Genomic DNA, 22,179 nt, shown 5'->3' on the forward strand with positions numbered 1-22,179 from the left:
CACGCTTCGATCAACCGTGCAGTGATGCCGTCAGCCAAGCAGCGGCAAGGTCGCGCGCATTGCTTCGCTTGGATTTGATAGGCACGATCACATTGTAACGATCCTCCGCCGCAAGCTCGCCGCCGCCGATCTGCATCAAGGTTCCATCCTCCAGAAAGGTGCCGACCAGCATACGCCATCCCAAGGCAATGCCTTGCCCTGCGCGCGCGGCAGCGATGGTTTCGGTATAGTGGTTGAACCGAAGCGACGGCTTTACATTGAGGTTGGCGCCGGTCAGCGAAAACCACTGGGCCCAGCTATACCAGGATCGATCAAGGACGTCAGTCTCGATGAATTCGTCACTGGAGCCGAGCGGACCATCTCCTCGTCGCCTGAGATAGTCGGGAGAGCAGACGGGGCAAATGACGTCGCCGCGCGAGGCGATGACGGTGCTATCGCTGAACGGAGGCACACCATATCGAATTGCCACATCGACTTCGCCGTCGTCGAGAGCGAGCGGGCTGTCCTGGGATATCACCCGCACCAGAATACCCGGGTTCGCCCGGCGGAATTCGGCCAGCCGCGGCAGCAGCCAGAAAGAGGAGAACGCAACGGTCGCCCCTATGGTCAACACGTCCTGGCTGCGCGACTGGAGCGCTTCCACGCCCTCGGCAATATCGGCAAAGCTCTTGGCCAGGGTGGCTCCGAGGTTGATGCATGCCGCCGTCGGCTCGATCGCTCGATGCTTGCGCACGAATAAGGGCTGGCCGAATTCCTCCTCCAGCAATGCAATCTGCCTGCTGACCGCCGCCTGGGTGACGCCCAATTCGGCCGCAGCGGTGGTGAAGCTCTTCTTTCTGAGCACCGCCTCCAGGGTCACCAGGGCCGTCAGCGACGGGATCCGTCTTCTAAAGTGCATCACAGAACCCTCATCGCATGATAAAAACTTATGCGAAGCTAATTTTTTATGCCGTTGAAACATCGGAACTGCAAGGGCAATCTGGGGAAACTCTCGCATAAGAGGTTCTGATGCTAAACAAGCTCCCATCGTCCATTTCGGCTCTTCTCGACGCTCGTGCCAACGGTCACTCTCTGCCGGCCGGCCTTTACGTCAGAGAAGACGTGTTCGAAGCAGACATCGACGTCTTCTTCCACAATCACTGGATCTGTGTCGGTCTCGATTGCGATGTTCCCGAACCCGGCGACGCCACGGTCATCGATATCGGCAAGACGAGCCTGATCCTTCTGCGCGACGACGACAGAGAAATTCGCGTCCTGCACAATGTCTGCCGCCATCGCGGCTCCCGCCTTCTCGATCCGGGCAAGACGATCGTCTCGAAACTCGTCTGTCCCTATCACACCTGGACATACGAACTGACCGGTGAGCTCAGCTACGCGCCTCACATGGGCAAGGACTTCGACAAGGAGTGTCGGAGCCTCAAGCCCGTCACTTTCAAGTCGATCGGCGGACTGATTTATGTCTGTCTTTCCGACAATCCGCCCGAGGATATTGCCATCCTCGAACAGGCCATGACCGAGCGCCTCGCCCCCTACGATATCCGGAACGCAAAGGTTGCCTTCCAAACGGATGTCATCGAGGACGGCAACTGGAAGCTGACGATGGAAAACAATCGTGAATGCTACCATTGCTCCGCGAACCACCCGGAGCTCTGCGTCTCCTTCGTCGATCTCGACTTCGGCTTCGACCCCGAGACGCTGAGCCCGGAGGATCGCGAACAGGCCGAGGAGCATTTCAGGCTGTATGAAGAGCGGACGAAGGCGTGGGAGTCCGACGGCTTTCCCTCGGCTGCCGTCGAGCAGCTCGCCGATTGCGCCACCAACTTCCGCACCCAGCGGCTGATCATCGCAGGCGCCGGCGAATCCCAGACCCACGACGCCACCGCCGCATCCTCCAAGCTTCTCGGTCACATGACCCGCAAGGATCTCGGCGACACGCATCTTTGGGGCCACAACAGCTGGAACCACTTCATGGGCGACCATGCCGTGGTGGCAACCGTCATTCCGCTCTCCGCCGGCAAGACGCTTGTGAGGACCAAGTGGCTGGTCCACAAGGACGCCGTCGAAGGCGTGGATTACGATCTCGACAAGCTGACGGATGTCTGGGTCGCGACGACGGACCAGGACGCCGATCTCGTCGCGCGCTCCCATGCCGGCACTCTCGACCCAGCATATCAGCCAGGCCCCTACTCCCGGTTTTCCGAGACGAACCTCGACAAGTTCGCCAGCTGGTACATCGATCGGATGCGCGCCCATGGATACTAGGAGCCCGCAGATGCCCGTAGCCAGGGCCGCCCTTCACGACGTCTGGAACCCGGAAGAAGACGACGCGCTCGTCTGCCTTGACGTCCAGCAGGAGACCCATGACGTCAAGACCTTCACCTTCGCTTCGCGCGACGGCAAGCGGTTCGCGTTCAAGGCCGGCCAGTATTTTCTGTTCGACCTGGAACACAATGGAGAGGCTGAAAACAGGTGCTACAGCATCTCCTCCTCGCCGCATCGGACGAACGCTTTCTCCGTGACGGTGAAGCGCGTGCCCGGCGGAAAGATCTCCAACTGGCTTCACGACACACTGGTTCCCGGGGCGACCGTCAAGGCGAACGGCCCACTTGGCCATTTCATCAGGCCCGAGCGGTCGCGACGTAAGCTTCTGCTGCTGTCGGGCGGCTCCGGCATCACCCCCGTCATGTCCATTCTGCGGGAACTCGCCGACAGTTGCGAACCTGCCGACGTCGTCTTCATGCATGCTGGACGGACGCCGCAGGACCTGATCTTTCGCGACGAACTGGCCTGCATCGCCCGCAGGCTGAAAGGCCTTCGCCTGCATTTCCTCCCGGAGACCGTGGCCGGCGAGCCGTCCTGGCCCGGTCTGACCGGTCGCATTTCGAAAGATTATATTAGGCTTGCGGTTCCCGATATCGCCGAGCGGATCGTGATGTGCTGCGGCCCCGCACCGTTCATGGCCGCCGCGCGCGGCATTGCAGCCGAACTCGGCGTGCCCGCCTCAAATTATCTGGAAGAAAGCTTCGACGCAGCGGTCATTGACGAACCCGAAATCCCTGCGGTTCAGGAGGCAGCCGCCAAAGTCTTTCAGGTCACCTTCTCGAAGCAGGCCCGCAGCATCGAGGTAACAGGCGACCAGAGCGTGCTTTCTTGTGCGAAGAAGTCAGGCGTCAGGATCCCGTCGTCCTGTGCGAATGGCGTCTGCGGCACCTGCAAGTCGAAGCTTACGTCAGGCACGGTCGACATGAACCACAATGGCGGAATCCGCCAGAGGGAAATCGACGCCGGCTTCTTCCTGCCCTGCTGCTCCAAGCCGCTGAGCGATCTGGTCATCGAGCGCTGAACGCCGGGTACCGCACCACCCGAGGAAGATGTTGCGGGATTGCGCGTTCAGTGCGCTCTCAAAGCTGCCGCGCGATGCTGCGAAGGCGTTTGCCCGAATGTGCGCTTGAACGTTCTCGTAAACTGCGAGGCGTTTTCGAAGCCAACATCAAGCGCGATCTCGATCAGAGGCGCCTTCGATTGGGCAAGGATCGACTTCGCCCGCTCCATACGAACACGACTATAGGCCTTGGCAGGAGACATGCCCGTCTTGTCGATGAAGATTCTCTCCAACTGCCGTCGCGAGAGTCCAACCGTGCCGGCAAGCTTCTCGATCGACATGCTGCCGTCGACGAACTGCTCCATCGTGATCATCGCCGCCTTGACGCGGGCATCGTCATAATCGTCGTAAAGCGGACGCCGGGGCTGGACGTCCGCAGGTGCGCGGGCTCTCTCGATCTGCAGCACCTCCAGCGCGTTTCGTTCGGCGTCGCGGCTGATGTATTTCCTGACCAACAGCGCCGCCATGTCGGCTGAACTGCTGCCGCCGGCGCAAGACCCACGCTGGCGGTCGAGATTGAAGAGCCGGTCGGAACGAACGCTGAGGTCAGGAAACCGCTCCCGGAACTCCTTGTAGTGCAGCCAGCTCACACAGGAGTCATGCCGCTTCATCAGGCCGGCCGCAGCGAGAATGAACGAGCCCGTGCACACGCCGATCAGCGGCACCTTCTTGGCGTCCGCCTGCTTGAGAAAAGCGATGGTCGCCTGGTCGACAGGGTTCTCCACCGTCAGAAGACCGCCGACGACCACAATGTAATCGAAGCGTGACGGATCGACGAAATCGGACGTCGGAGCGACCTGGACGCCGCAGCTCGCGGTGATCAGATGCCGCGTGCTGCCGATCACCTGCCAGTCGGCAAGAACCCTTCCGGAACGATCCTGCTCGTCGCTGGCAAGCCGCAGTGTGTCCACGAAGAGCGCGAAGGCGGACAGCGTGAACGATCGCGCCAGAACGAACCCCACCTTGAGCCGGGCAGCGGGCTTCGCGGCGCCGTCTGCCTGCCGATGCTGTCCGGGTCGCATGGTCATCTCATCACCGTTTCTGAATGCATTCACGAATCTGAAAACCGTGCGCCAGCGGATCACGATCGTCAACGAAAATGGTGTTGTGGCCGATGACGCGCGCCCAGCCTCCGATGCTTGGAAGAATGCCGCTGTAGGGTCCAATGCGTGCTTCGGCTTGGACCCGGCCAACCTGGCCGTCGAAAAGCCGTGCGCAGCCATCCGGAATATCCCGATATCCGGATATCGCCGGGGAGCGCCGCTGCGGGGCTCCCCGATCTCGTCACGCGGCCAGGACGCCGCTCTTCTTCGCGGTCCAGGTTGCCATATAGTCCATAAGTCCCGGGTTCAGGCAGTCGTAGGGCTCGAGGCCCGATGCCTTCAGCTGCGCTCTGACGGCGTCCATCTTGGCGGGGTCGAAGCCGCTTTCGATGATCGACGACACAAAGGCCGCAAAGCCCGGCTTCGCCCAGCCGCTTTCCTGAAAGCGCTCCGGATGGACGAACGACAATCCCTGGAACGGATGTTCGCGCATGACCGGCCCATACATATGAACGCCGCATTCCTTGCAGGCGTGGCGCTGGATCAAGGCTGTGGAATCGACGACGGCGAGCTTATCGCCATTCTCCTGGACTTCGACGCTTTCGGTTGGCGCGACGGCCACGACCGAAAAGACGGCACCGTCGGGCTTCCAGCACTTCGTGCAGCCGCAGGCGTGATTGTGGGCGATATCACCTTTGATCCTGACCTTCACGGGATTGCTTGTGCACTTGCAGACGAGCGTCCCGCCTGCGAAAGCAGCGTCAGTCGCCCGAAAGCCTGAATCCACTGCCGGATGTATGGCTATGCTGGTCATGGGTTTCTCCTCCCCTTCTGGGCCGTTTGCGATATGCCCGGCCAAGCTCTGCAATCAGTCTCCCAATCTTCGCGCGTGCCAGCGCAGATGGTCTTCCATGAATGTCGAAATGAAGAAGTAGGAGTGGCCGTAGCCTTCCTGCATGCGAAGCCGCAGGCTGATGCCGGCCGTCTCACAGGCTTGCCTGAGCTCGTCGGGGCGCAATCCATCCTCCAGGAAGCTATCCGCCGTCCCTTGATCGACGAGGAATTCCGGGAACCGGTGCCCGTCTTCGATCAGCGAGCAGGCATCATACGCCCGCCAGCGCGCTTCATCCGCTCCGAGATATTTTCGGAATGCCGGCTTTGACCAGCCGGAGACCGTGGGATGGCTGATCGGCGCGAAGGCCGAGCAGCTGCCGAAACGTTCGGGGTTCTTGAGCGCGATCGTGATCGCGCCATGTCCCCCCATCGAGTGACCGAAGATTCCCTGTCGCGTCATGTCGACCGGAAACTCGGCCGCGATAAGCTTCGGCAATTCGTCGACGATGTAGCTGTACATCCGATAGTTCTGTGCAAACGGCGGCTCGGTGGCATCGACATAAAAGCCGGCGCCCTTGCCAAACTGCCAATTATCCGGTTCGTCCGGGACGGCTTCGCCCCGCGGGCTGGTGTCGGGGCAGACGATGACGAGACCAAGCTCGGCCGCAAGCCGCCGATATTCGCCCTTGTCCATGACATTGGCGTGCGTGCACGTCAGGCCGGACAGGTACCAGAGAACCGGCAGCTTCCGTGCTTTGGCCTGCGGCGGCAGGAATACCCCAAAGGTCATGTCGCAGTCACAGACATCCGAGCGATTGACGTAAACGCCCTGGGTGCCGCCATGAGATTTTTCGGTCGAGATGGTCTTCATGGCTCAGTACACGACCACGCCGCGGATGCTTTCGCCCTTGTGCATCAGCTCGAAGCCCTTGTTGATGTCTTCGAGCGGCATGGTGTGGGTGATCATCGGATCGATCTGGATCTTGCCTTGCATGTACCAGTCGACGATCTTCGGCACGTCGGTGCGGCCGCGCGCGCCGCCGAAAGCGGTGCCCATCCAGTTGCGGCCGGTGACCAACTGGAACGGACGGGTGGAGATTTCCTGGCCGGCGCCGGCAACGCCGATGATAATCGACTTGCCCCAGCCGCGATGCGAGGCCTCCAACGCCTGACGCATCACCTTGGTGTTGCCGGTGCAGTCGAAGGTGTAGTCGGCGCCGCCGATCAGGTCGCCGTGGCGCTTCGTCAGGTTGACGAGATAGGGCACGATGTCGTCGCCGACCTCCTTCGGATTGACGAAGTGGGTCATGCCGAACTTTTCGCCCCAGGCCTTGCGGTCAGGGTTGATATCGACGCCGATGATCATGTCGGCACCAGCAAGCTTCAGACCCTGGAGCACGTTGAGGCCGATGCCGCCAAGGCCGAAGACGATCGCCGTCGAGCCGATCTCGACCTTGGCGGTGTTGATGACCGCACCGATGCCGGTCGTGACACCGCAGCCGATGTAGCAGATCTTGTCGAAGGGGGCGTCCGGGTTGACCTTGGCAAGGGCGATCTCCGGCAGCACGGTGAAGTTCGAAAAGGTCGAGCAACCCATATAGTGATGGATCTTGTCCTTGCCGATCGAAAAGCGCGAGGTGCCGTCCGGCATCACGCCCTGGCCCTGGGTCGCGCGGATCGAGGTGCAGAGATTGGTCCTGCGGGAAAGGCAGGAATAGCATTCGCGGCATTCCGGGGTGTAGAGCGGAATGACGTGGTCGCCCTTCTTCACCGAGGTGACGCCGGGGCCGACATCGACGACGATGCCGGCACCCTCATGGCCGAGGATGGCCGGGAAGAGGCCTTCGGGATCGGCGCCCGACAGGGTGAAATCATCGGTGTGGCAGATGCCCGTCGCCTTGACCTCGACCAGCACTTCGCCGGCTCGCGGCCCCTCCAGCTGCACGGTCATCACTTCGAGCGGTTTTCCGGCCTGTGTGGCCACGGCGGCGCGAACGTCCATTTTGATATCCTTCCTGTCAAATTGAATTCTGATGCTGCATATTCGAAGGGGCCAGCTCTCGCCGATCTGCTGCTGCTTCACCGCGAGACTTCACGCTCTCGCGTTCGGCTTTTCGTTCATCTCAGGCTCGCTGTTGCCAAGGACCCTATCACCTCTCCCGCTCAATCTGGCACCAGACCGCCAGCAGCGGCCGGGCTGTGCATCTTATCGCGAAAGATTGGCCGGCGTCGTTCGCAAAGACCGTCCCGATAGCGGCAGAGAACCACTCGGAATCGCCAAGGCGGATTTCACCCGGCGAAAGCAGAATGAAGGCGCGGGGCTGGGTCTGAACATGATCGGGAAATCTTGTATAGCGATCCATGTAGATCACGCCGACCCTCAGATCGGCGCGCTCCTCCATGCCGCCGGGACCGACCAAGACCGCATGGGAATGCGTATCGCCAAAATTCAGGCTTGCAAACGGACCGGAGCGGCCGCGTCTCCAGAGCAGCTTGTCGGCGAGACTACGAAACTGGCTGGCGATCGCCTCGTATTTCCGTCCCGATTTTGCAAGATGGCCGATGGCGTCGTCCAGCCCTTCCGGCGCGCCGGGAAGAGGCCCGCCCTCCGGACGCACCTTGCCGGTCTTGAGCAGCCTCTGGAGGACCTTGCCCGCGACGAAACTGGCGACCGCAGGAGCCTCGGCCGACAACATCAGCCCGCCGATGTCATTGAGGAATTCCTGCAGCGGCCGAGAGCGCCTCTCCCTGCCGATGTCGTGCAGCCGTATATATGCCGGCTTCTCGTCATCGTTGAGAAGAAGGTCGGCACCAGGTTTGATTGGACGTCCCACGACGCGCGCCACGTTCGGTCTCCCCGCTAGAGCGCCTTTTGCAATTCCGGTAAGACATCGAAGAGATCGGCGACGAGGCCATAGTCGGCGACCTGGAAGATCGGCGCCTCCTCGTCCTTGTTGATGGCGACGATCACCTTCGAATCCTTCATGCCGGCCAGATGCTGAATGGCGCCTGAAATGCCGCAGGCAATATAGAGCTGCGGCGCCACCACCTTGCCGGTCTGGCCGACCTGCCAGTCGTTCGGCGCATAACCGGCATCGACGGCGGCTCTGGATGCGCCGACGGCAGCACCGAGCTTGTCGGCGAGCGGCAGGATGACTTCCCTGAACTTTTCCGCCGAGCCGAGTGCCCGGCCGCCGGAGATGATGATCTTCGCCGAGGTCAGTTCCGGCCGGTCTGAGGCCGACAGCGCGTCTCCGATGAAGGTCGACAGCCCCGGGTCGGAAACCGCCGGGATTGCGTCGATCGTTGCCGAGCCACCCTCCGGCGCGGAGGCAAAGGATGCGGTGCGCACGGTGATCACCTTCTTGGCGTCCGTTGCCTGCACCGTCTGGATGGCGTTGCCGGCATAGATCGGCCGCTTGAAGGTGTCGGACGAGATCACCTCGATGATTTCGGAGACCTGGGCGACGTCGAGAAGAGCGGCCACCCGCGGCAGAACATTCTTGCCGACTGAGGTGGCAGCCGAGATGATCGTGTCGTAGCTGGCGGAGAGCGAAACGATCAGGTCGCCGAGCGGTTCGGCCAGATTGTTGGCGAGTTCGTCGCTTTCGGCCAGAAGCACCTTGGAGACGCCGGCAAGCTTGGCGGCGGCATCGGCAGCGGGCTTGGCAGCCTTGCCGGCAACCAGTACATGCACGTCGCCGCCGATCTTTGCGGCTGCCGTCAGCGCCTTGGCGGTCTGATCGGACAGGCTGGCATTGTCGTGGTCAGCCAGAAGAAGAATGGTCATGATGATGGCTCCTGTTCCCAGCTGATTACAGCACGCCGGCTTCGTTTTTGAGCTTGTCGATCAGTTCGGCGACCGACTTGACCTTGACGCCGGCCTTGCGGCCCGACGGTTCCTCGGTCTTCAACACTTTGAGGCGCGGCGTGGTGGAGACGCCGAAATCGGCAGGGCTCTTCTTGTCGAGCGGCTTCTTCTTCGCCTTCATGATATTCGGCAGCGAGGCATAACGCGGTTCGTTCAAGCGCAGATCTGATGTGACGACCGCCGGCAGCTTGATCTCGATCGTCTGCAGGCCGCCATCGACTTCGCGGGTGACAGTTGCTTTGCCATCACCGATCTCGATCTTCGAGGCGAAGGTCGCTTGGGCGATTCCCATCAGTGCTGCCAGCATCTGGCCGGTCTGGTTGCTGTCATCGTCGATCGCCTGCTTGCCAACGATGATCAGCCCCGGCTGTTCGGCATCCGCAACAGCCTTCAAGATCTTGGCGACAGTGAGCGGCTCGATTTGATCGTCGGTCTCGATGAGGATCGCCCGATCGGCGCCCATCGCAAGGGCGGTCCTCAGCGTCTCCTCGGCCTTGGCCGGACCGATCGAGACGACCACCACTTCCTCGCACTTGCCGGCTTCCCTCAGCCGCAGCGCCTCTTCCACCGAGATCTCGTCGAACGGGTTCATCGACATCTTCACATTGGTTAGCTCGACACCCGTGCCATCCGGCTTCACCCGGATCTTCACGTTGTAGTCGACAACCCGTTTGACTGGGACGAGTATCTTCATGGGCAACCCCCCTTTATTTCTAAACTGCTGGCCGTCAGTTCGGCCGTTCGGCAAGCAATGCCCAAAAGGCGAAGAGCGGCGTGTCGAGCGACCTCATGGCATGTCGGATGCCAGGGACATTGTAGAAGGATCCGCCGATACCTGGCGAAAACCAGTCCCCTTCCCCCTGCTGGAACTCTCCCTCGGAAAGCACGAGATAGACTTCCTCGGGCGCATGATCATGATCCGGATAGCGCACGTGAGGCGCCATCAACGTCACGCCGATCCACAGGTCGCTCCGCTCTTCCAATCCTCCCGGGCCGATAATCATGGCATTGGCATGCCCATCGACAAAATTGTCGCTGGCCGTGTGGTCATACTTGGTGCGCCGATGCCATTCAAGCATTGGCTCGACGCCTTTGAACCCCTCGATCAAACGTGTCAGCGAAGGATAGGACGTATCGAAGGAAAGCGCCACATCAAGCTGAGCACACACGGGCAATCGGCTTCCCGGCCCCGTACGCGCGATCCCTTGGCGCTCCAGCGCCGCAAAAATCTGACGGACCGAACGGCGGGCCTCTGGGGCCTTGGCGAACTGGTCGAAAGCCGCGAACGTCGCATCCAGGAAGATCTGGAGGCTTTCATTGCGTAACCTCATGTCATCACCTCCCGAGACCATCGACCGGCAAGCGGTCCACTGTAGCGATTAGATATCTTTCGCGATGCGCAGGCCGTCATAGACGGCGGCATGCGTGTTGCGTGCGGCGACCGCGTCGCCGATCCGGAACAGCTGAAACTTGCCATCAGGATTGCGGATCACGGACTGCGGCTCTCCGGAAAGAAGCTGGTCGTGCGACATTTCGCCGAGATTGCTCGAGCTGGGTTTCAGTTCGAAATAGAGCTCGTCGAGCGGAATGGTCCCATGATTGACGACGATCTGGTCGAAGCTCTGCTGCCTGGCAATCCCGCCGTAATCGCTGCCGACATGGGCGACGAGCTGGTTGCCGCTCTTCTCGACGGCCTCGAGACGATAGGTGACGGTGAAGGTCACGTCGTGCTTCTGGAGAGACCGCATATAGGGCACCAGGTTCATGGCCATGACCTCGGGCGCGAAGGAGCGGTCCGGCGTCATGATCTCGACCTTGGCGCCCGCCTTTGCGAGGAACTCAGCTGCCTGGAGGCCGGCATGGTCGCCGGCATCGTCGAAGATCAGCACGTTGGTTCCAGGCTTCACGTCGCCGGAGATGATGTCCCATGACGAGACCACCAGCTCGTTGCCGCGGGCGAGAACCTCGGTATGCGGCAAGCCGCCGGTCGCGATGATGACCACATCGGGATTCTCGGCTCCGATGGTGTCCGCTTCCGCCCATGTGTTGAAGTGGAAGGTGACGTCGTATTTCTCGCACTGGCTCATGCGCCAGTCGATGATGCTGCTCATCTCCCTGCGGCGCTCGCTTTGGGCGGTGAGCCGGATCTGACCGCCGGGATTGTTCGCCGCTTCGAAAACCACGACCTGGTGGCCGCGTTCTCCGGCGACGCGCGCCGCTTCCAGACCGGCCGGGCCGGCGCCGACGATGACGACCTTTTTCCTGGCGTCGGCCTTCGCCACGATATGCGGCATGGTCAGTTCGCGGCCGGTGGCGGCATTGTGGATACAGAAGGCGGCCCCGCCCTGGTAGATGCGATCGAGACAGTAATTGGCGCCGACGCAAGGACGAATATCGTCTTCGCGCTTTTCCATGATCTTGCGGACGATATGGGGGTCCGTCATGTGAGCGCGTGTCATGCCGATCATGTCGACCTTGCCGGAGGCGATCGCGTGGCGCGCGGTGGCGACGTCAGGGATTTTCGCCGCATGGAAGGTCGGGAAATCGGTTGCGGCGCGAATTTCGCCGGCGAAATCGAGATGCGGTGAATTCGCCATGCCCTGGATCGGGATCACGTCGGTCAGACCCGCATCGGTATCGATGTGACCGCGGATCACGTTGAGGTAATCGATCAGGCCACTTGCCTTCAGGCGCTTGGAAATTTCGATCCCGTCGCCCTTGCCGGTGCCGCCGGGAAGACATTCGTCGGCAGTATAGCGCACGCCGAGAATGAAGTCGTTCCCCACCCTTTGCCGGATCGCCTTGAAGACATCGAAGCAGAAGCGCAAACGGTTGTCGAGGGAGCCGCCATAGGGACCATCGAGCTCGTTGGTGAGCGGAGACGTGAACTGATCGATCAGGTGGCCGTAGGCTTCCAGTTCGACACCGTCCATGCCGCCTGCCTTCATGCGCTCCGCAGCGTCGGCGAAATCCTTGATGATGCGCTCGATGTCCCAATCTTCCATCTTCTTCGGGAAGGAGCGGTGGGACGCCTCGCGATGATGCGATGGCGCCACGACCGGCAGCCAGTCGCCCTTGTCCCAGCGCGTGCGCCGGCCGAGATGAGTGAGCTGGATCATGATCGCCGCACCCTCTTCATGCACGGCGTCGGTCATTTCCCTAACCCAGGGCACGATCTCGTCCTTATAGGCGAGCAGGTTGTTGAACACTGGCGGGCTGTCCCTGGAAACCGCGGCCGAGCCAGCCGTCATCGTCAAGGCCACGCCGCCCTTTGCCCGCTCCACCGTATAGGCGCGATACCTCTCCTTTGGCATGCCGTCCTCCGGATAAGCCGGCTCGTGGGAGGTCACGATGATACGGTTGCGTAGCGTCAAATGCTTGAGCTGGTAAGGCTGAAGAAGGGGATCGTTCGACATGGGCGGCGGTTCCGGATTAAAAACGTCAGAGGAGACGCTAAGCACAATGTACATATGTGTCAACATTGAAAACAGCTTGGTCGTCGATTTAGACACTGATGTACATTTTTCTTGTGCGTGGCTTGATAATCTGATAGGAGATCATCCATGGATCAGGCTTTGAATGATACAGGCTGGCGCGGATCACAGGAGGGATGGCTGGAAGCAGCATACCACTCGCTGCTGGATTCCGGCGTGGATTCGGTGAAAATTCTGCCGCTGGCGAAGAAGCTCAACCTCTCGCGCACGAGCTTCTACTGGTTCTTCAAGGACCGGGAGGAACTGCTGGCCGGGCTCGTGGCGCGGTGGCGCGACAAAAACACCGGCAACATCGTCAAACAGTCCGAAGCCTACGCGGAATCGCTCGCCGAGGCGATGCTCAACGTCTTCGATTGCTGGCTCAACAATGATCTGTTCGACGCCAGGTTCGAATTCGCCGTGCGCAGCTGGGCGCTGCAGTCCGACGAGATTCTTGCCGAGGTCCGGCAAGCCGATCAGCTCCGGCTCGATGCGCTCAAGCGGATGTTTATCCGGTTCGGGCTACCAGAAGCGACATCGGATGTCCGAGCGCGAACAACGTACCTCGTGCAGATCGGATACATCTCTATGCAAGCCAAGGAGGAACTCGCCGTCCGCATGAAACGGATTCCCGAATATATCGCGATCTACACCGGCGAAGTGCCGCAGCAGAGGGAGCTCGATCGCTTCTTCTCCCGGCATGGCTATAGGCCGGGTTAGGGAAGGCCGGGATGAGCGCTTTCTTGAGAATCGGGATCATTGGTGGCGGTGGCTGGCTTGGCGGAGCAATCGCCGGCTCGATCCTTGGTGCCGGCCTGGTCGAACCTCGAAACCTCTCCCTCTCTTATCGCAGCGAGCAGCCGCGCCGCTTCCCGAATTCTTTCCTGACCACCGACAATCAGGCGCTTGCCGACCGTTCGGACGTGATCCTTCTCTCCGTCCGTCCTGATGACTGGCATGCTCTTGATGTCGATGCCGGTGGCAAGCTGGTCATCTCGGTCATGGCGGGCATCCGCCTGGACGCACTTTCCGAGCGCCACAACACCGGTCGCGTCGTCCGCGCTTTGCCGAACGCCGCCGCCGAAGTCGCCAAATCCTATACGCCGTGGATTGGCGCGAGCGCTGTCACCGAAGACGACCGGGCGCTCGTCCACGCGATTTTTCAGGCATGCGGATCTGAGGACGAGGTCGCAAGGGAAAGCGACATCGATTACCTCACCGGCCTTTCCGGGTCCGGACCGGCATTCCCTGCGCTGCTCGCCGCCGCCATGATGCGCGACGCCGTCGCAAACGGCCTGCCGGGGGAGATTGCGCGCCGCGCCGTCAACACGGTGATCACGGGCGCCGGCCGCCTGCTGGAGCGCCGCGACGAATGTCCCGATGACGTCGTTCAAACCTTTCTCGGCTATCGCGGCACCACTGCAGCGGCCATCGAAGCCATGCGCGCTGCCGGGTTCGACGCTTCGGTCGCGAAGGGACTATCGGCGGCATTCAAGAAATCGGTGAGTATGGGAGACGCTTCCTGACAACCGTTGGAGCGGGTCCTGCGGCGCCCCGCTTAGCAAAACCGGCCGCTAAACAGAGGGAACGAGAATGAAAAAACTACTCGCATCGACATGTCTGACGTTCGGCCTGATCGGCGGGGCGTCTTTCGCCAGCGCCGCCGAATGCGGCACTGTCACCATCGCCAGCATGAACTGGCAGAGTGCCGAGGTTCTCTCCAACCTCGACAAGTTCATCCTGAACGAAGGTTACGGCTGCCAAGCGGAAATCACCGTCGGCGATACCGTTCCGACGATCACCTCGATGGCTGAAAAGGGCCAGCCGGATATCGCGCCGGAAGCCTGGATCGACCTGCTGCCCGACGTCGTCAAGAAGGGAACGGAAGAAGGCCGGATCGTCCAGGTCGGCTCTCCGCTGCCCGATGGCGGCGTCCAAGGCTGGTGGATTCCCAAATATCTGGCCGACGCCCATCCCGACATCAAGACCATCGGCGACGTGCTGAAGCATCCAGAACTCTTCCCCGCTCCCGAGGACCCGAAGAAGGGCGCCATCTACAACGGACCGCAGGGCTGGGGCGGCACCGTGGTGACCACGCAGCTCTACAAGGCCTTCGAAGCCGACAAGGCCGGCTTCACCCTCGTTGATACCGGCTCGGCTGCCGGCCTTGATGGCTCGATCTCCAAGGCTTACGAACGCAAGGAAGGCTGGGCCGGCTACTACTGGGCGCCGACCGCGCTGCTCGGCAAGTATCAGATGGTCAAGCTGGAAGCCGGCGTGCCGAACGACCCCGCCGAATGGAAGCGCTGCAATACCGTCGCCGACTGCCCCGATCCGAAGCCGAACGCATGGCCGGTCGACAAGATCGTCACCCTCGTTGCAAAGCCTTTCTCGGAAAAGGCCGGGCCCGAGGTGATGGACTACCTGACCAAGCGCTCCTGGAGCAACGACACGGTCAACAAGCTGATGGCGTGGATGACCGACAACCAGGCAACCGGCGAGGACGGTGCCAAGCACTTCCTCAAAGAAAACAAGGACCTCTGGACCAAGTGGGTTTCGCCTGAGGCAGCCACGAAGATCGAAGCTGCGCTCTAGGACAGGATGATTTCAGGCCGGATCGGCCTAAAATCTGAATGCTGTTCTAAATTAAATAGTCAGAGCATGATGTCTGCGAAAGCCGCTCACAGTTTTCGGCATCATGCTACAACGCCGACAACTGCGGTGCGCTTAATGCGCACCGCCTTTCGCTGCCGATAAAATCAAAAAGACTGCCACGGCTCTTTGAAGAAAAAGGGGAACCGAATGGAATGGTTTTATAAATTCCCGCATATGGATGACGATGCCCTTCGCAATCTGAAGAAGGCGATCGATGACGGCTTTCGCGCATTTACCCGCAGCTATGGCGACGCGATCGAAAACCTCTTCTCCCCGCTGCAGCATTTCCTGATCGCCGCCGACCGCTTCATGACGCAGACGCCGTGGCCGATCATTACGGCAATCATCCTTGTCATCGCATGGTTTGCGAGCCGCAGCCTGAAGATCGTCTTCGGCTGTCTCGTGACACTGCTGCTGATCGGCTATTTCGACATGTGGGACGATACGATGCGGACGGTGTCGATGATCTTCGTCTGTACCGTGCTCTCCATCGCCATCGGCATCCCGATGGGGATATTGATGGCGCGTTCCGACCGGCTGCAGCGCGTTATCAATCCGATCCTCGACGTTATGCAGACCATGCCGAGCTTCGTCTATCTCATCCCTGTGGTCATGCTGCTCGGCATCGGCAAGGTGCCGGGACTGATCGCCGTCGTCATCTACGCCATTCCGCCGATGATAAGGCTGACCGACCTCGGCATCCGCCTGGTCGACAAGGACGTGCTCGAGGCAGCCGATGCCTTCGGAACATCGAGCGCGCAGAAGCTGTTCAAGGTCCAATTGCCGCTGGCGCTTCCCACCATCATGGCCGGCATCAACCAGACCATCATGATGGCGCTCGCCATGGTAGTCGTTGCCTCGATGATCGGCGTCCAGGGCCTTGGCCAGCCGGTTCTGAAGGCCATCGCCAACCAGTACTTCACCCTGGGTATTTTCAACGGCCTTGCCATTGTCGGCATTGCCATCATCTTCGACCGGGTCAGCCAGGCGTATGGCAAACGGCTCCAGAAGCATCGGGAGATCGTCCATGGCTGATCAACGTTTCGGCGGCATCAAGATCCGCCACCTCTACAAGATCTTCGGTCCCAACCCTGCCGCTCATGTCGATGCCGTCCAAAAGGGATTGTCGAAGACCGAGCTCAACGAAAAGCACGGCCACGTGCTCGGCCTGAAAGATATCAATGTCGAGATACCCTCGGGCCGCATCCAGGTCATCATGGGCCTTTCGGGTTCGGGCAAGTCGACGCTCATCCGCCACTTCAATCGCCTGATCGATCCAACCGCCGGAGAAGTGCTTGTCGACGGCGTCGATGTGGTGAAAATGAACGAGACCGAATTGCGGGCGTTTCGCCGGCACCAGACGGCAATGGTGTTTCAGAAGTTTGCGCTTCTGCCGCACCGCAATGTTCTCGACAATACCATCTTCGGCCTCGAAGTGCAGGGCATGGAGCGCTCGAAAGCCGCCGACGTCGCCATGGGCTGGCTGGAGCGGGTCGGCCTGAAGGGCTTCGAGAGCAAATATCCCAACCAGCTATCGGGCGGCATGCAGCAGCGCGTCGGGCTGGCACGAGCCCTCTCGAACGATGCGCCGGTTCTGCTGATGGACGAAGCCTATTCGGCACTCGACCCTTTGATCCGTACGGATATGCAGACAGTCCTTCTCGACATTCAGAAGGAGATCAAGAAGACCATCGTCTTCATCACCCACGATCTCGACGAAGCCCTTCGGCTGGGCGATCAGATTGCGATCCTGCGCGATGGCGAAGTCATCCAGCAGGGCACCAGCCAGGACATCGTTCTGCGTCCGGCCGACGCCTACATCGCCAACTTCGTCAAGGAGGTCAATCGCGGCCGGGTCATCCAGGTCGATGCCGTCATGACATCCTTGCATTCCGGTGCGGTGCCAGGCGGATTGACGATTGCATCAGGTACGACCGTCGAAGAGGCCGTCCGGATGTTGGCATCGGCGCAGGACAACGATGCGAGGGTGATTTCGCCATCCGGGGAAGCATTGGGCCTTGTCACCTTCCGCCAGCTCGCGGGTGCGATGGTGAACTCGCAGGAGGTGGCTCCCCAACGCGATAGCGCCCTCTCGATCGCGCTCTGAAGCTGCGCTTGCGGCTGTCTCTCCGTTTCGTTGGCGACACCGATATCTGGCAGGTCGCCATCTCCGGAACCTGGAGTCGGCCGTCTGATGATTGGGGCTGAACGAGGGCTGGCGCGGCTGCGCAACCGCCTGGAAGCTCGCTGAAGATGAGCAACTGATGACGATTCTCTCGCCCGATCCCTTCCGAGCGCGGCGGCCGGCAGGCCGCACCGCGGAAGATACGGCTTGAGGCGAGTGCTTGCGTATACATTTTGCGCAGGAGCAGTCCAGACTGCGTAGCGAAAAGCCGATCGGCCGACAATATCGGCGCCTGACAATTGCTCCATGGCTGGAGAATAATAAGATCAATCCTGACCAAGACCATGATGGTTTGCGGTCTCTAAGCCAAAAGGCCCGTCCATCCGTCGCCCCCAGAAGGATGGAAGGGATCATACATACGCACCCCATCCCGTGCGTATGCTTGCATGCCTGTCTGCCTGCCGAAGGCTCCTTAAACGGTCCACTATAAAACCTTCGGCAGGCGACTGCGCGGCTCTCGGATGGACATTCCTACAAACTTCAGATGATGAGCGTCTCGGCAAGGTCGCGGCAGTTGAACCTGTGGCATGGCAGCTGCAGCTGCAGCTGCAAGATCGCGTCTTCAGCGCAATCGATTTACCAGCGGACTGCCGTCATAACCGGTAGCGCAAATCTTGCCAATCGCCGCATGTTCTGTCAGTTCCTGCCGTCTCGCAAAAACATCTGAGCTCTGCCGGAACGATCGATGGTGCATGTAAAGGGTTGGTCTTTCTGACGCTTGCCACGCCCGAATTCGGGCTGGATCGGCTGCCGAAAGCCGCTGATCCGAGACCGACCATGCGGAAATCCACCTGCTCCGCGGCAAGCAGCTTCACTATAAGTTACAATCGTCTAATATATAGGCGAGCTCCGCCCATCCACACCGGCTGCTGGCCCTGATGAAGTCCCGCGACGGCGCATGCATGACGACCGGCAAGACTGGCAGAGGTAGGCGCGCCGATCCGGCGCCCGCGCGGATCGCGCATCACACTGGCATCTCAGAGCGGTCAAGAAGGGCATGTCGAAACAGCCACATCGAACAATGGGAGCAGCATGACAGAAAATAGCACTGCCCCATTCTCATTTCGATTTAGCGGTTCGTCCTTCGACAACATGGTCGAAACGCTGGGGGGTGCTTTTGGCGCCTTTGATGCCGAGCCTGTCGGCCGCGCCCAGGACTTCCATTGGGGACTGGATTTCTCCGTCTGTGACAAGGCCGTTCTGCTGACGGGTTATCATGAGGCGGAGTTTCAGTTCAATATCGAGCCGACCGTCAATACGTCGGAGTATCTGTCGATTGTAGTGCCGCGCAGCGGCGGCATGGGGGTAACCTATGGATCGTCCCGCATCGCCGAGGCCGGGCAAGGAAAATTGCTTCTCTATAACAATTTCGAACCCGACAGCGTCATCATGCATGGGCAATCAAACGTCATCGACGAGTTGCTGATCAACTGGCCTGTCATCCTCCAGACGATCGGCCAGACATTCGAGATGCCGTTCAGCGGCTCCCTCGACCTACTGCCGGAACTGGATCTGTCCAAGCCCGCCGGGCGGTTGATCGGCAACCTCACGGAAACGATTATCTTAGGCATGCGCGACGATGGCCCCTTGCTGCAGTCGCCGATCGCCATGGCGCATATGACGCAGGCGCTGGCCGATCTGGTCGTGCGCCTAGTGCCTCACCGGCTATCGCATTTCCTGGAGAATGGCCCGTCCCTGATCGCCCCCCGGCACGTCCGCAGGGCGATCGAATTCATGCACGCCAATATCGATCAGCCGATCACAATGCTGAAGGTGGCCGAAGCGGCCGGCGTATCCAGCCGGGCGCTCGAAACCGGTTTTCGTGCATTCAGAGGAACCTCTCCCGCCGCCTATCTGCTGACGCTTCGGCTGCGCGCCGCGCGCCAGGATCTCATCGATCCCGAGAGCAAGGAGACCATGAAGGCCATCTGCCTCAAATGGGGCTTCTTTCATTTCGGCCGGTTTTCGGCAGTCTATAAAGCCACATATGGAGAATACCCCTCCGACACCAGGAAACGCCTGATCGGTCGATAATGGCCTCAGCTTGCGGCGAGTACGCAGGTGGCCGGCGCTGACACAGTGTATTTATGTCTCGTCCCGCGGCGGCAACGTGTAGTGCACTCTCATGGTCCTCGGATCCCGCTTCACGATCTGCAGCAGGCCTTTGCGCTCCGCCAGGCCGTTGAGTTCCCTGAGCACGAGAGAATGCGCGATCCCCAGCTTGCGCGCAAAGGCGCGACTGTCACGGGCAATCCCGAGTTCCGCGGCGACAAGGAGACCGGCCTGTATGGATGTCAGCCTGATATCCCTGTCTTGCGCCGCAGCGACGAGGGCAAGAAAGCGATCGGCCTCTGACGCCTCCTCGCTCACGCAGCTTTTCGCCGGCGGAAGGAAACCATGATGGATTTTGAGGTCGGCGTATCGCTTTCCCTGCCGGAGCTGCCGAGCGGCACGAGCACGTTCAGTTCGGGATAATAACCCGCTATGCTTCCCCGCGGAATATCATAGGGCACAAAGCGGAAATTCTCAGCGATGCGCTCGATACCGTCCTCATGCTCGCCGACCACGTCGACCCGGTCACCGGCCTTGGCATTTATCGCCGTCAGGTCGGCCGGATGAATGAAGATGACCTGCCGCTCCCCGTAGACGCCGCGGTATCGGTCATCGAGACCATACACCGTCGTATTGTATTGATCGTGTGACCGGAACGTCTGCAGGGCGAAACGCCCCTCGCCCTTTCGCGCCCGCTGATGCACCGTCTCGTCGGGAAGCGCCTCGGAAGAAAATGATGCCTTGCCTGTCGGCGTATCCCACTCCCGATGGGCGGCCGGGTTGCGCAGGTGGAAACCGCGCGGCTTGCGCAGGCGCCTATTGTAATTTTCGAAGCCTGGGATGGTCGCCTCGATATGATCGCGGATGCGGTCGTGGTCGTCGGCAAGCTCTGACCAGTCGACCACGGCGGAGCCGACCGTCGCTTGTGCAATGCCGGCAATGATGGCGACTTCCGAGAGGAGATGCGGCGAGGCCGGGCGATTGATGCCGGCGGAACCGTGCACCATGCTCATCGAATCCTCGACGCTTATGAGCTGTGAGTTGCCCGCCGCGTTCAGATCCATCTCGGTGCGTCCGAGGCACGGCAGGATGAAGGCCGTCTCGCCGGGCATGAGATGCGAATGATTGGGTTTGGTCGCGATGTGCACCGTCAGTTTCAGCCGCCGCAGCGCCTTTTCAACCAGGGCGCTGTCGGGCGTGGCGCGGGCGAAATTGCCGCCAAGCCCGATGAAGGCTTCCGCCGAGCCGTCGAGCATTGCGCCGATCGCGGCAAGGACATTGTGGCCTTGTTCGCGGGGAACGGTGAAGCGGAAGTGCTCCTCCAGCGCATCGAGGAAATCATCCGCCGGCCTTTCATTGATGCCGACGGTGCGGTCGCCCTGCACGTTGGAATGGCCGCGAACGGGGCAAAGGCCGGCACCGGGCTTGCCGATATTGCCGCGCAGGAACATGAAATTGGCGATCTCGCGGATCGTCGCGACGGAATGCAGGTGCTGGGTCACGCCCATCGCCCAGGTGCAGATGACCCGCTCGGCGTTGATATAGACATCGGCCGACCGTTCGATGTCCTGCCGGCTCAGTCCCGATTGGTCCTCAATGTCAGCCCAGCAAGTCGCCTCGACCGCTGCCCGGTATTCTGCAAAACCATCGCAATGTTCGGCGAGAAATGCGTGGTCGAGAACGGAAGGCAGGCCGGCGGCGACGGCTGCTTCTTCCGCGGCCAGAACGGCCTTTGCCATCCCGCGCACCGCGGCCATGTCGCCGCCGAGTTGCGGCTGCAGATAAAGGCTGGCGATATCGGTCGAACCGCCGCGCAGCATCTCGACCTTGTCCTGCGGGTCGGAGAAGCGCTCCAGCCCACGTTCGCGGATGGGATTGAAGACGACGACGCGCGCGCCGCGGATCGCCGCCCGGCGCAAGTCGCCGAGCATCCTCGGATGGTTGGTGCCCGGGTTCTGTCCGATCACGAAGATCGCGTCGGCCTCTTCGAAATCCTCCAGCAGCACGGTACCCTTGCCCGCACCGACCGCCTGGCGCATGGCGATGCCGCTTGCCTCGTGGCACATATTGGAGCAATCGGGAAAATTGTTGGTGCCGTAGACGCGCACGAACAGTTGGTAGAGGAAGGCGGCCTCGTTGCTCGCCCGGCCCGACGTGTAGAATTCCGCCCGGTTGGGATTATCGAGGCCTGTCAGAATACTGCCGATCTCGGCAAAGGCATCTTCCCACGCGACCGGCAGGTAACGGTCGCTCGCCGCATCGTAGCGCATCGGATGCGTGAGGCGGCCGTTGAGTTCCAGTTCATAGTCCGTCAGCTGGCGAAGCTGCGATACCGTATTCTCCGCGAAGAAGGCCGGAGTTGCCCGTTTCTCCGTTGCCTCCCAGGCGACGGCCTTTACGCCGTTCTCGCAGAACTCGAACGACGATCCGTGCTCCGGATCGCCCCAGGCGCAGCCCGGGCAATCGAATCCATCCGGCTGGTTCGCCTTCAGCATCGTCCGCGCCCCTGAAATGGGCATGCCGCTTTGCAGCAAACGCTTGCCGCAGCTCTTCAAAGCGCCCCAGCCACCGGCTGCCGCCGATTTCTTACCGATGAATTTTGTGTCCATGCGCCCTTATTGTCGAAGCGGGGGAAACATCAAGGTCGGATGATCGATGGTTCGATAGGAAAAACCTATCAAAGG

The 22,179-nt window shown here is 60.8% G+C and carries 20 protein-coding genes and 1 pseudogene; 8 read left to right on the forward strand and 13 right to left on the reverse strand.

Annotated elements, in window-relative coordinates:
* Positions 1-10: 10 nt before the first annotated feature.
* Positions 11-898 carry a LysR substrate-binding domain-containing protein gene (locus tag ACS4RR_RS28530; RefSeq protein WP_222281754.1) on the reverse strand — a complete coding sequence of 296 codons (888 nt, stop codon included), beginning with the start codon at positions 896-898 and terminating at the stop codon, positions 11-13.
* 110 nt (positions 899-1,008) lie between these two features.
* On the opposite strand from ACS4RR_RS28530, the gene ACS4RR_RS28535 reads away from it, so the two are divergent.
* Both ACS4RR_RS28535 and ACS4RR_RS28540 read left to right on the forward strand, forming a co-directional pair.
* Positions 1,009-2,262, forward strand: coding sequence for an aromatic ring-hydroxylating oxygenase subunit alpha (locus tag ACS4RR_RS28535; protein ID WP_456190491.1), 1,254 nt, complete (start codon positions 1,009-1,011; stop codon positions 2,260-2,262).
* Between the two features lie 10 nt (positions 2,263-2,272).
* Complete coding sequence (locus tag ACS4RR_RS28540) at positions 2,273-3,343, forward strand: FAD-binding oxidoreductase (protein ID WP_170279579.1); 1,071 nt, start codon at positions 2,273-2,275, stop codon at positions 3,341-3,343.
* A gap of 47 nt (positions 3,344-3,390) precedes the next feature.
* Here ACS4RR_RS28540 and ACS4RR_RS28545 read toward each other — a convergent pair whose 3' ends face one another.
* The 10 genes and pseudogenes from ACS4RR_RS28545 to ACS4RR_RS28590 all read right to left on the reverse strand — a co-directional run bounded on the left by ACS4RR_RS28545 (position 3,391) and on the right by ACS4RR_RS28590 (position 12,546).
* Positions 3,391-4,404, reverse strand: coding sequence for a GlxA family transcriptional regulator (locus tag ACS4RR_RS28545; protein ID WP_222281729.1), 1,014 nt, complete (start codon positions 4,402-4,404; stop codon positions 3,391-3,393).
* 10 nt (positions 4,405-4,414) lie between these two features.
* Positions 4,415-4,573: pseudogene (locus ACS4RR_RS28550) on the reverse strand (proline racemase family protein); the annotation flags it as partial.
* 93 nt (positions 4,574-4,666) lie between these two features.
* Positions 4,667-5,239 (reverse strand): S-(hydroxymethyl)glutathione synthase, encoded by a 573-nt coding sequence (gene gfa, locus ACS4RR_RS28555; RefSeq protein ID WP_222350848.1) that lies wholly within the window; start codon positions 5,237-5,239, stop codon positions 4,667-4,669.
* A 54-nt stretch (positions 5,240-5,293) separates the two neighbouring features.
* Positions 5,294-6,130, reverse strand: a complete 837-nt coding sequence (gene fghA, locus ACS4RR_RS28560; protein WP_222281727.1) for an S-formylglutathione hydrolase — start codon at positions 6,128-6,130, stop codon at positions 5,294-5,296.
* 3 nt (positions 6,131-6,133) lie between these two features.
* Positions 6,134-7,261, reverse strand: a complete 1,128-nt coding sequence (locus ACS4RR_RS28565; protein ID WP_222281726.1) for an S-(hydroxymethyl)glutathione dehydrogenase/class III alcohol dehydrogenase — start codon at positions 7,259-7,261, stop codon at positions 6,134-6,136.
* 148 nt (positions 7,262-7,409) lie between these two features.
* The gene (locus ACS4RR_RS28570; protein WP_456190492.1) at positions 7,410-8,105 is read right to left on the reverse strand and encodes a dimethylsulfonioproprionate lyase family protein; all 696 of its coding nucleotides are present in this window, start codon (positions 8,103-8,105) and stop codon (positions 7,410-7,412) included.
* A 14-nt stretch (positions 8,106-8,119) separates the two neighbouring features.
* Positions 8,120-9,049 (reverse strand): electron transfer flavoprotein subunit alpha/FixB family protein, encoded by a 930-nt coding sequence (locus ACS4RR_RS28575; protein ID WP_222350844.1) that lies wholly within the window; start codon positions 9,047-9,049, stop codon positions 8,120-8,122.
* A gap of 25 nt (positions 9,050-9,074) precedes the next feature.
* Positions 9,075-9,824 carry an electron transfer flavoprotein subunit beta/FixA family protein gene (locus tag ACS4RR_RS28580; protein ID WP_222350843.1) on the reverse strand — a complete coding sequence of 250 codons (750 nt, stop codon included), beginning with the start codon at positions 9,822-9,824 and terminating at the stop codon, positions 9,075-9,077.
* A gap of 34 nt (positions 9,825-9,858) precedes the next feature.
* Positions 9,859-10,461, reverse strand: coding sequence for a dimethylsulfoniopropionate lyase (locus tag ACS4RR_RS28585; protein ID WP_222350842.1), 603 nt, complete (start codon positions 10,459-10,461; stop codon positions 9,859-9,861).
* Between the two features lie 48 nt (positions 10,462-10,509).
* Positions 10,510-12,546, reverse strand: a complete 2,037-nt coding sequence (locus ACS4RR_RS28590) for an NADH:flavin oxidoreductase (protein WP_222350841.1) — start codon at positions 12,544-12,546, stop codon at positions 10,510-10,512.
* Between the two features lie 147 nt (positions 12,547-12,693).
* Between ACS4RR_RS28590 and ACS4RR_RS28595 the strand changes: the two genes are divergently transcribed.
* From ACS4RR_RS28595 to ACS4RR_RS28620, 6 genes are all read left to right on the forward strand, one after another.
* The gene (locus tag ACS4RR_RS28595; RefSeq protein ID WP_011649280.1) at positions 12,694-13,323 is read left to right on the forward strand and encodes a TetR/AcrR family transcriptional regulator; all 630 of its coding nucleotides are present in this window, start codon (positions 12,694-12,696) and stop codon (positions 13,321-13,323) included.
* 11 nt (positions 13,324-13,334) lie between these two features.
* Entirely contained in the window at positions 13,335-14,129 is a 795-nt protein-coding gene (locus ACS4RR_RS28600) for a pyrroline-5-carboxylate reductase family protein (protein ID WP_170276055.1), read from the forward strand.
* Positions 14,130-14,196: 67 nt separating this feature from the next.
* Positions 14,197-15,198, forward strand: coding sequence for an ABC transporter substrate-binding protein (locus tag ACS4RR_RS28605; RefSeq protein ID WP_170259543.1), 1,002 nt, complete (start codon positions 14,197-14,199; stop codon positions 15,196-15,198).
* A 207-nt stretch (positions 15,199-15,405) separates the two neighbouring features.
* Positions 15,406-16,293, forward strand: a complete 888-nt coding sequence (locus ACS4RR_RS28610; RefSeq protein ID WP_170256650.1) for an ABC transporter permease — start codon at positions 15,406-15,408, stop codon at positions 16,291-16,293.
* Positions 16,286-17,365, forward strand: coding sequence for a quaternary amine ABC transporter ATP-binding protein (locus ACS4RR_RS28615; RefSeq protein WP_222350840.1), 1,080 nt, complete (start codon positions 16,286-16,288; stop codon positions 17,363-17,365). Before ACS4RR_RS28610 ends, ACS4RR_RS28615 begins: the two co-directional genes overlap by 8 nt.
* Positions 17,366-18,475: 1,110 nt before the next feature.
* Positions 18,476-19,477: an AraC family transcriptional regulator gene (locus tag ACS4RR_RS28620; RefSeq protein WP_170279564.1), complete on the forward strand. Its 1,002-nt coding sequence runs from the start codon at positions 18,476-18,478 to the stop codon at positions 19,475-19,477.
* A 51-nt stretch (positions 19,478-19,528) separates the two neighbouring features.
* Here ACS4RR_RS28620 and ACS4RR_RS28625 read toward each other — a convergent pair whose 3' ends face one another.
* Together ACS4RR_RS28625 and ACS4RR_RS28630 are read right to left on the reverse strand one after the other, a co-directional pair.
* Positions 19,529-19,813, reverse strand: coding sequence for a hypothetical protein (locus ACS4RR_RS28625; protein ID WP_170279563.1), 285 nt, complete (start codon positions 19,811-19,813; stop codon positions 19,529-19,531).
* Positions 19,810-22,104, reverse strand: coding sequence for an FdhF/YdeP family oxidoreductase (locus ACS4RR_RS28630; RefSeq protein WP_222350839.1), 2,295 nt, complete (start codon positions 22,102-22,104; stop codon positions 19,810-19,812). The genes ACS4RR_RS28625 and ACS4RR_RS28630 overlap by 4 nt, the downstream gene beginning before the upstream one ends.
* Positions 22,105-22,179 lie beyond the last annotated feature (75 nt).

Origin of the sequence: Rhizobium zaerense (assembly GCF_051810725.1) — a bacterium.
Classification (GTDB): domain Bacteria; phylum Pseudomonadota; class Alphaproteobacteria; order Rhizobiales; family Rhizobiaceae; genus Rhizobium; species Rhizobium leguminosarum_I.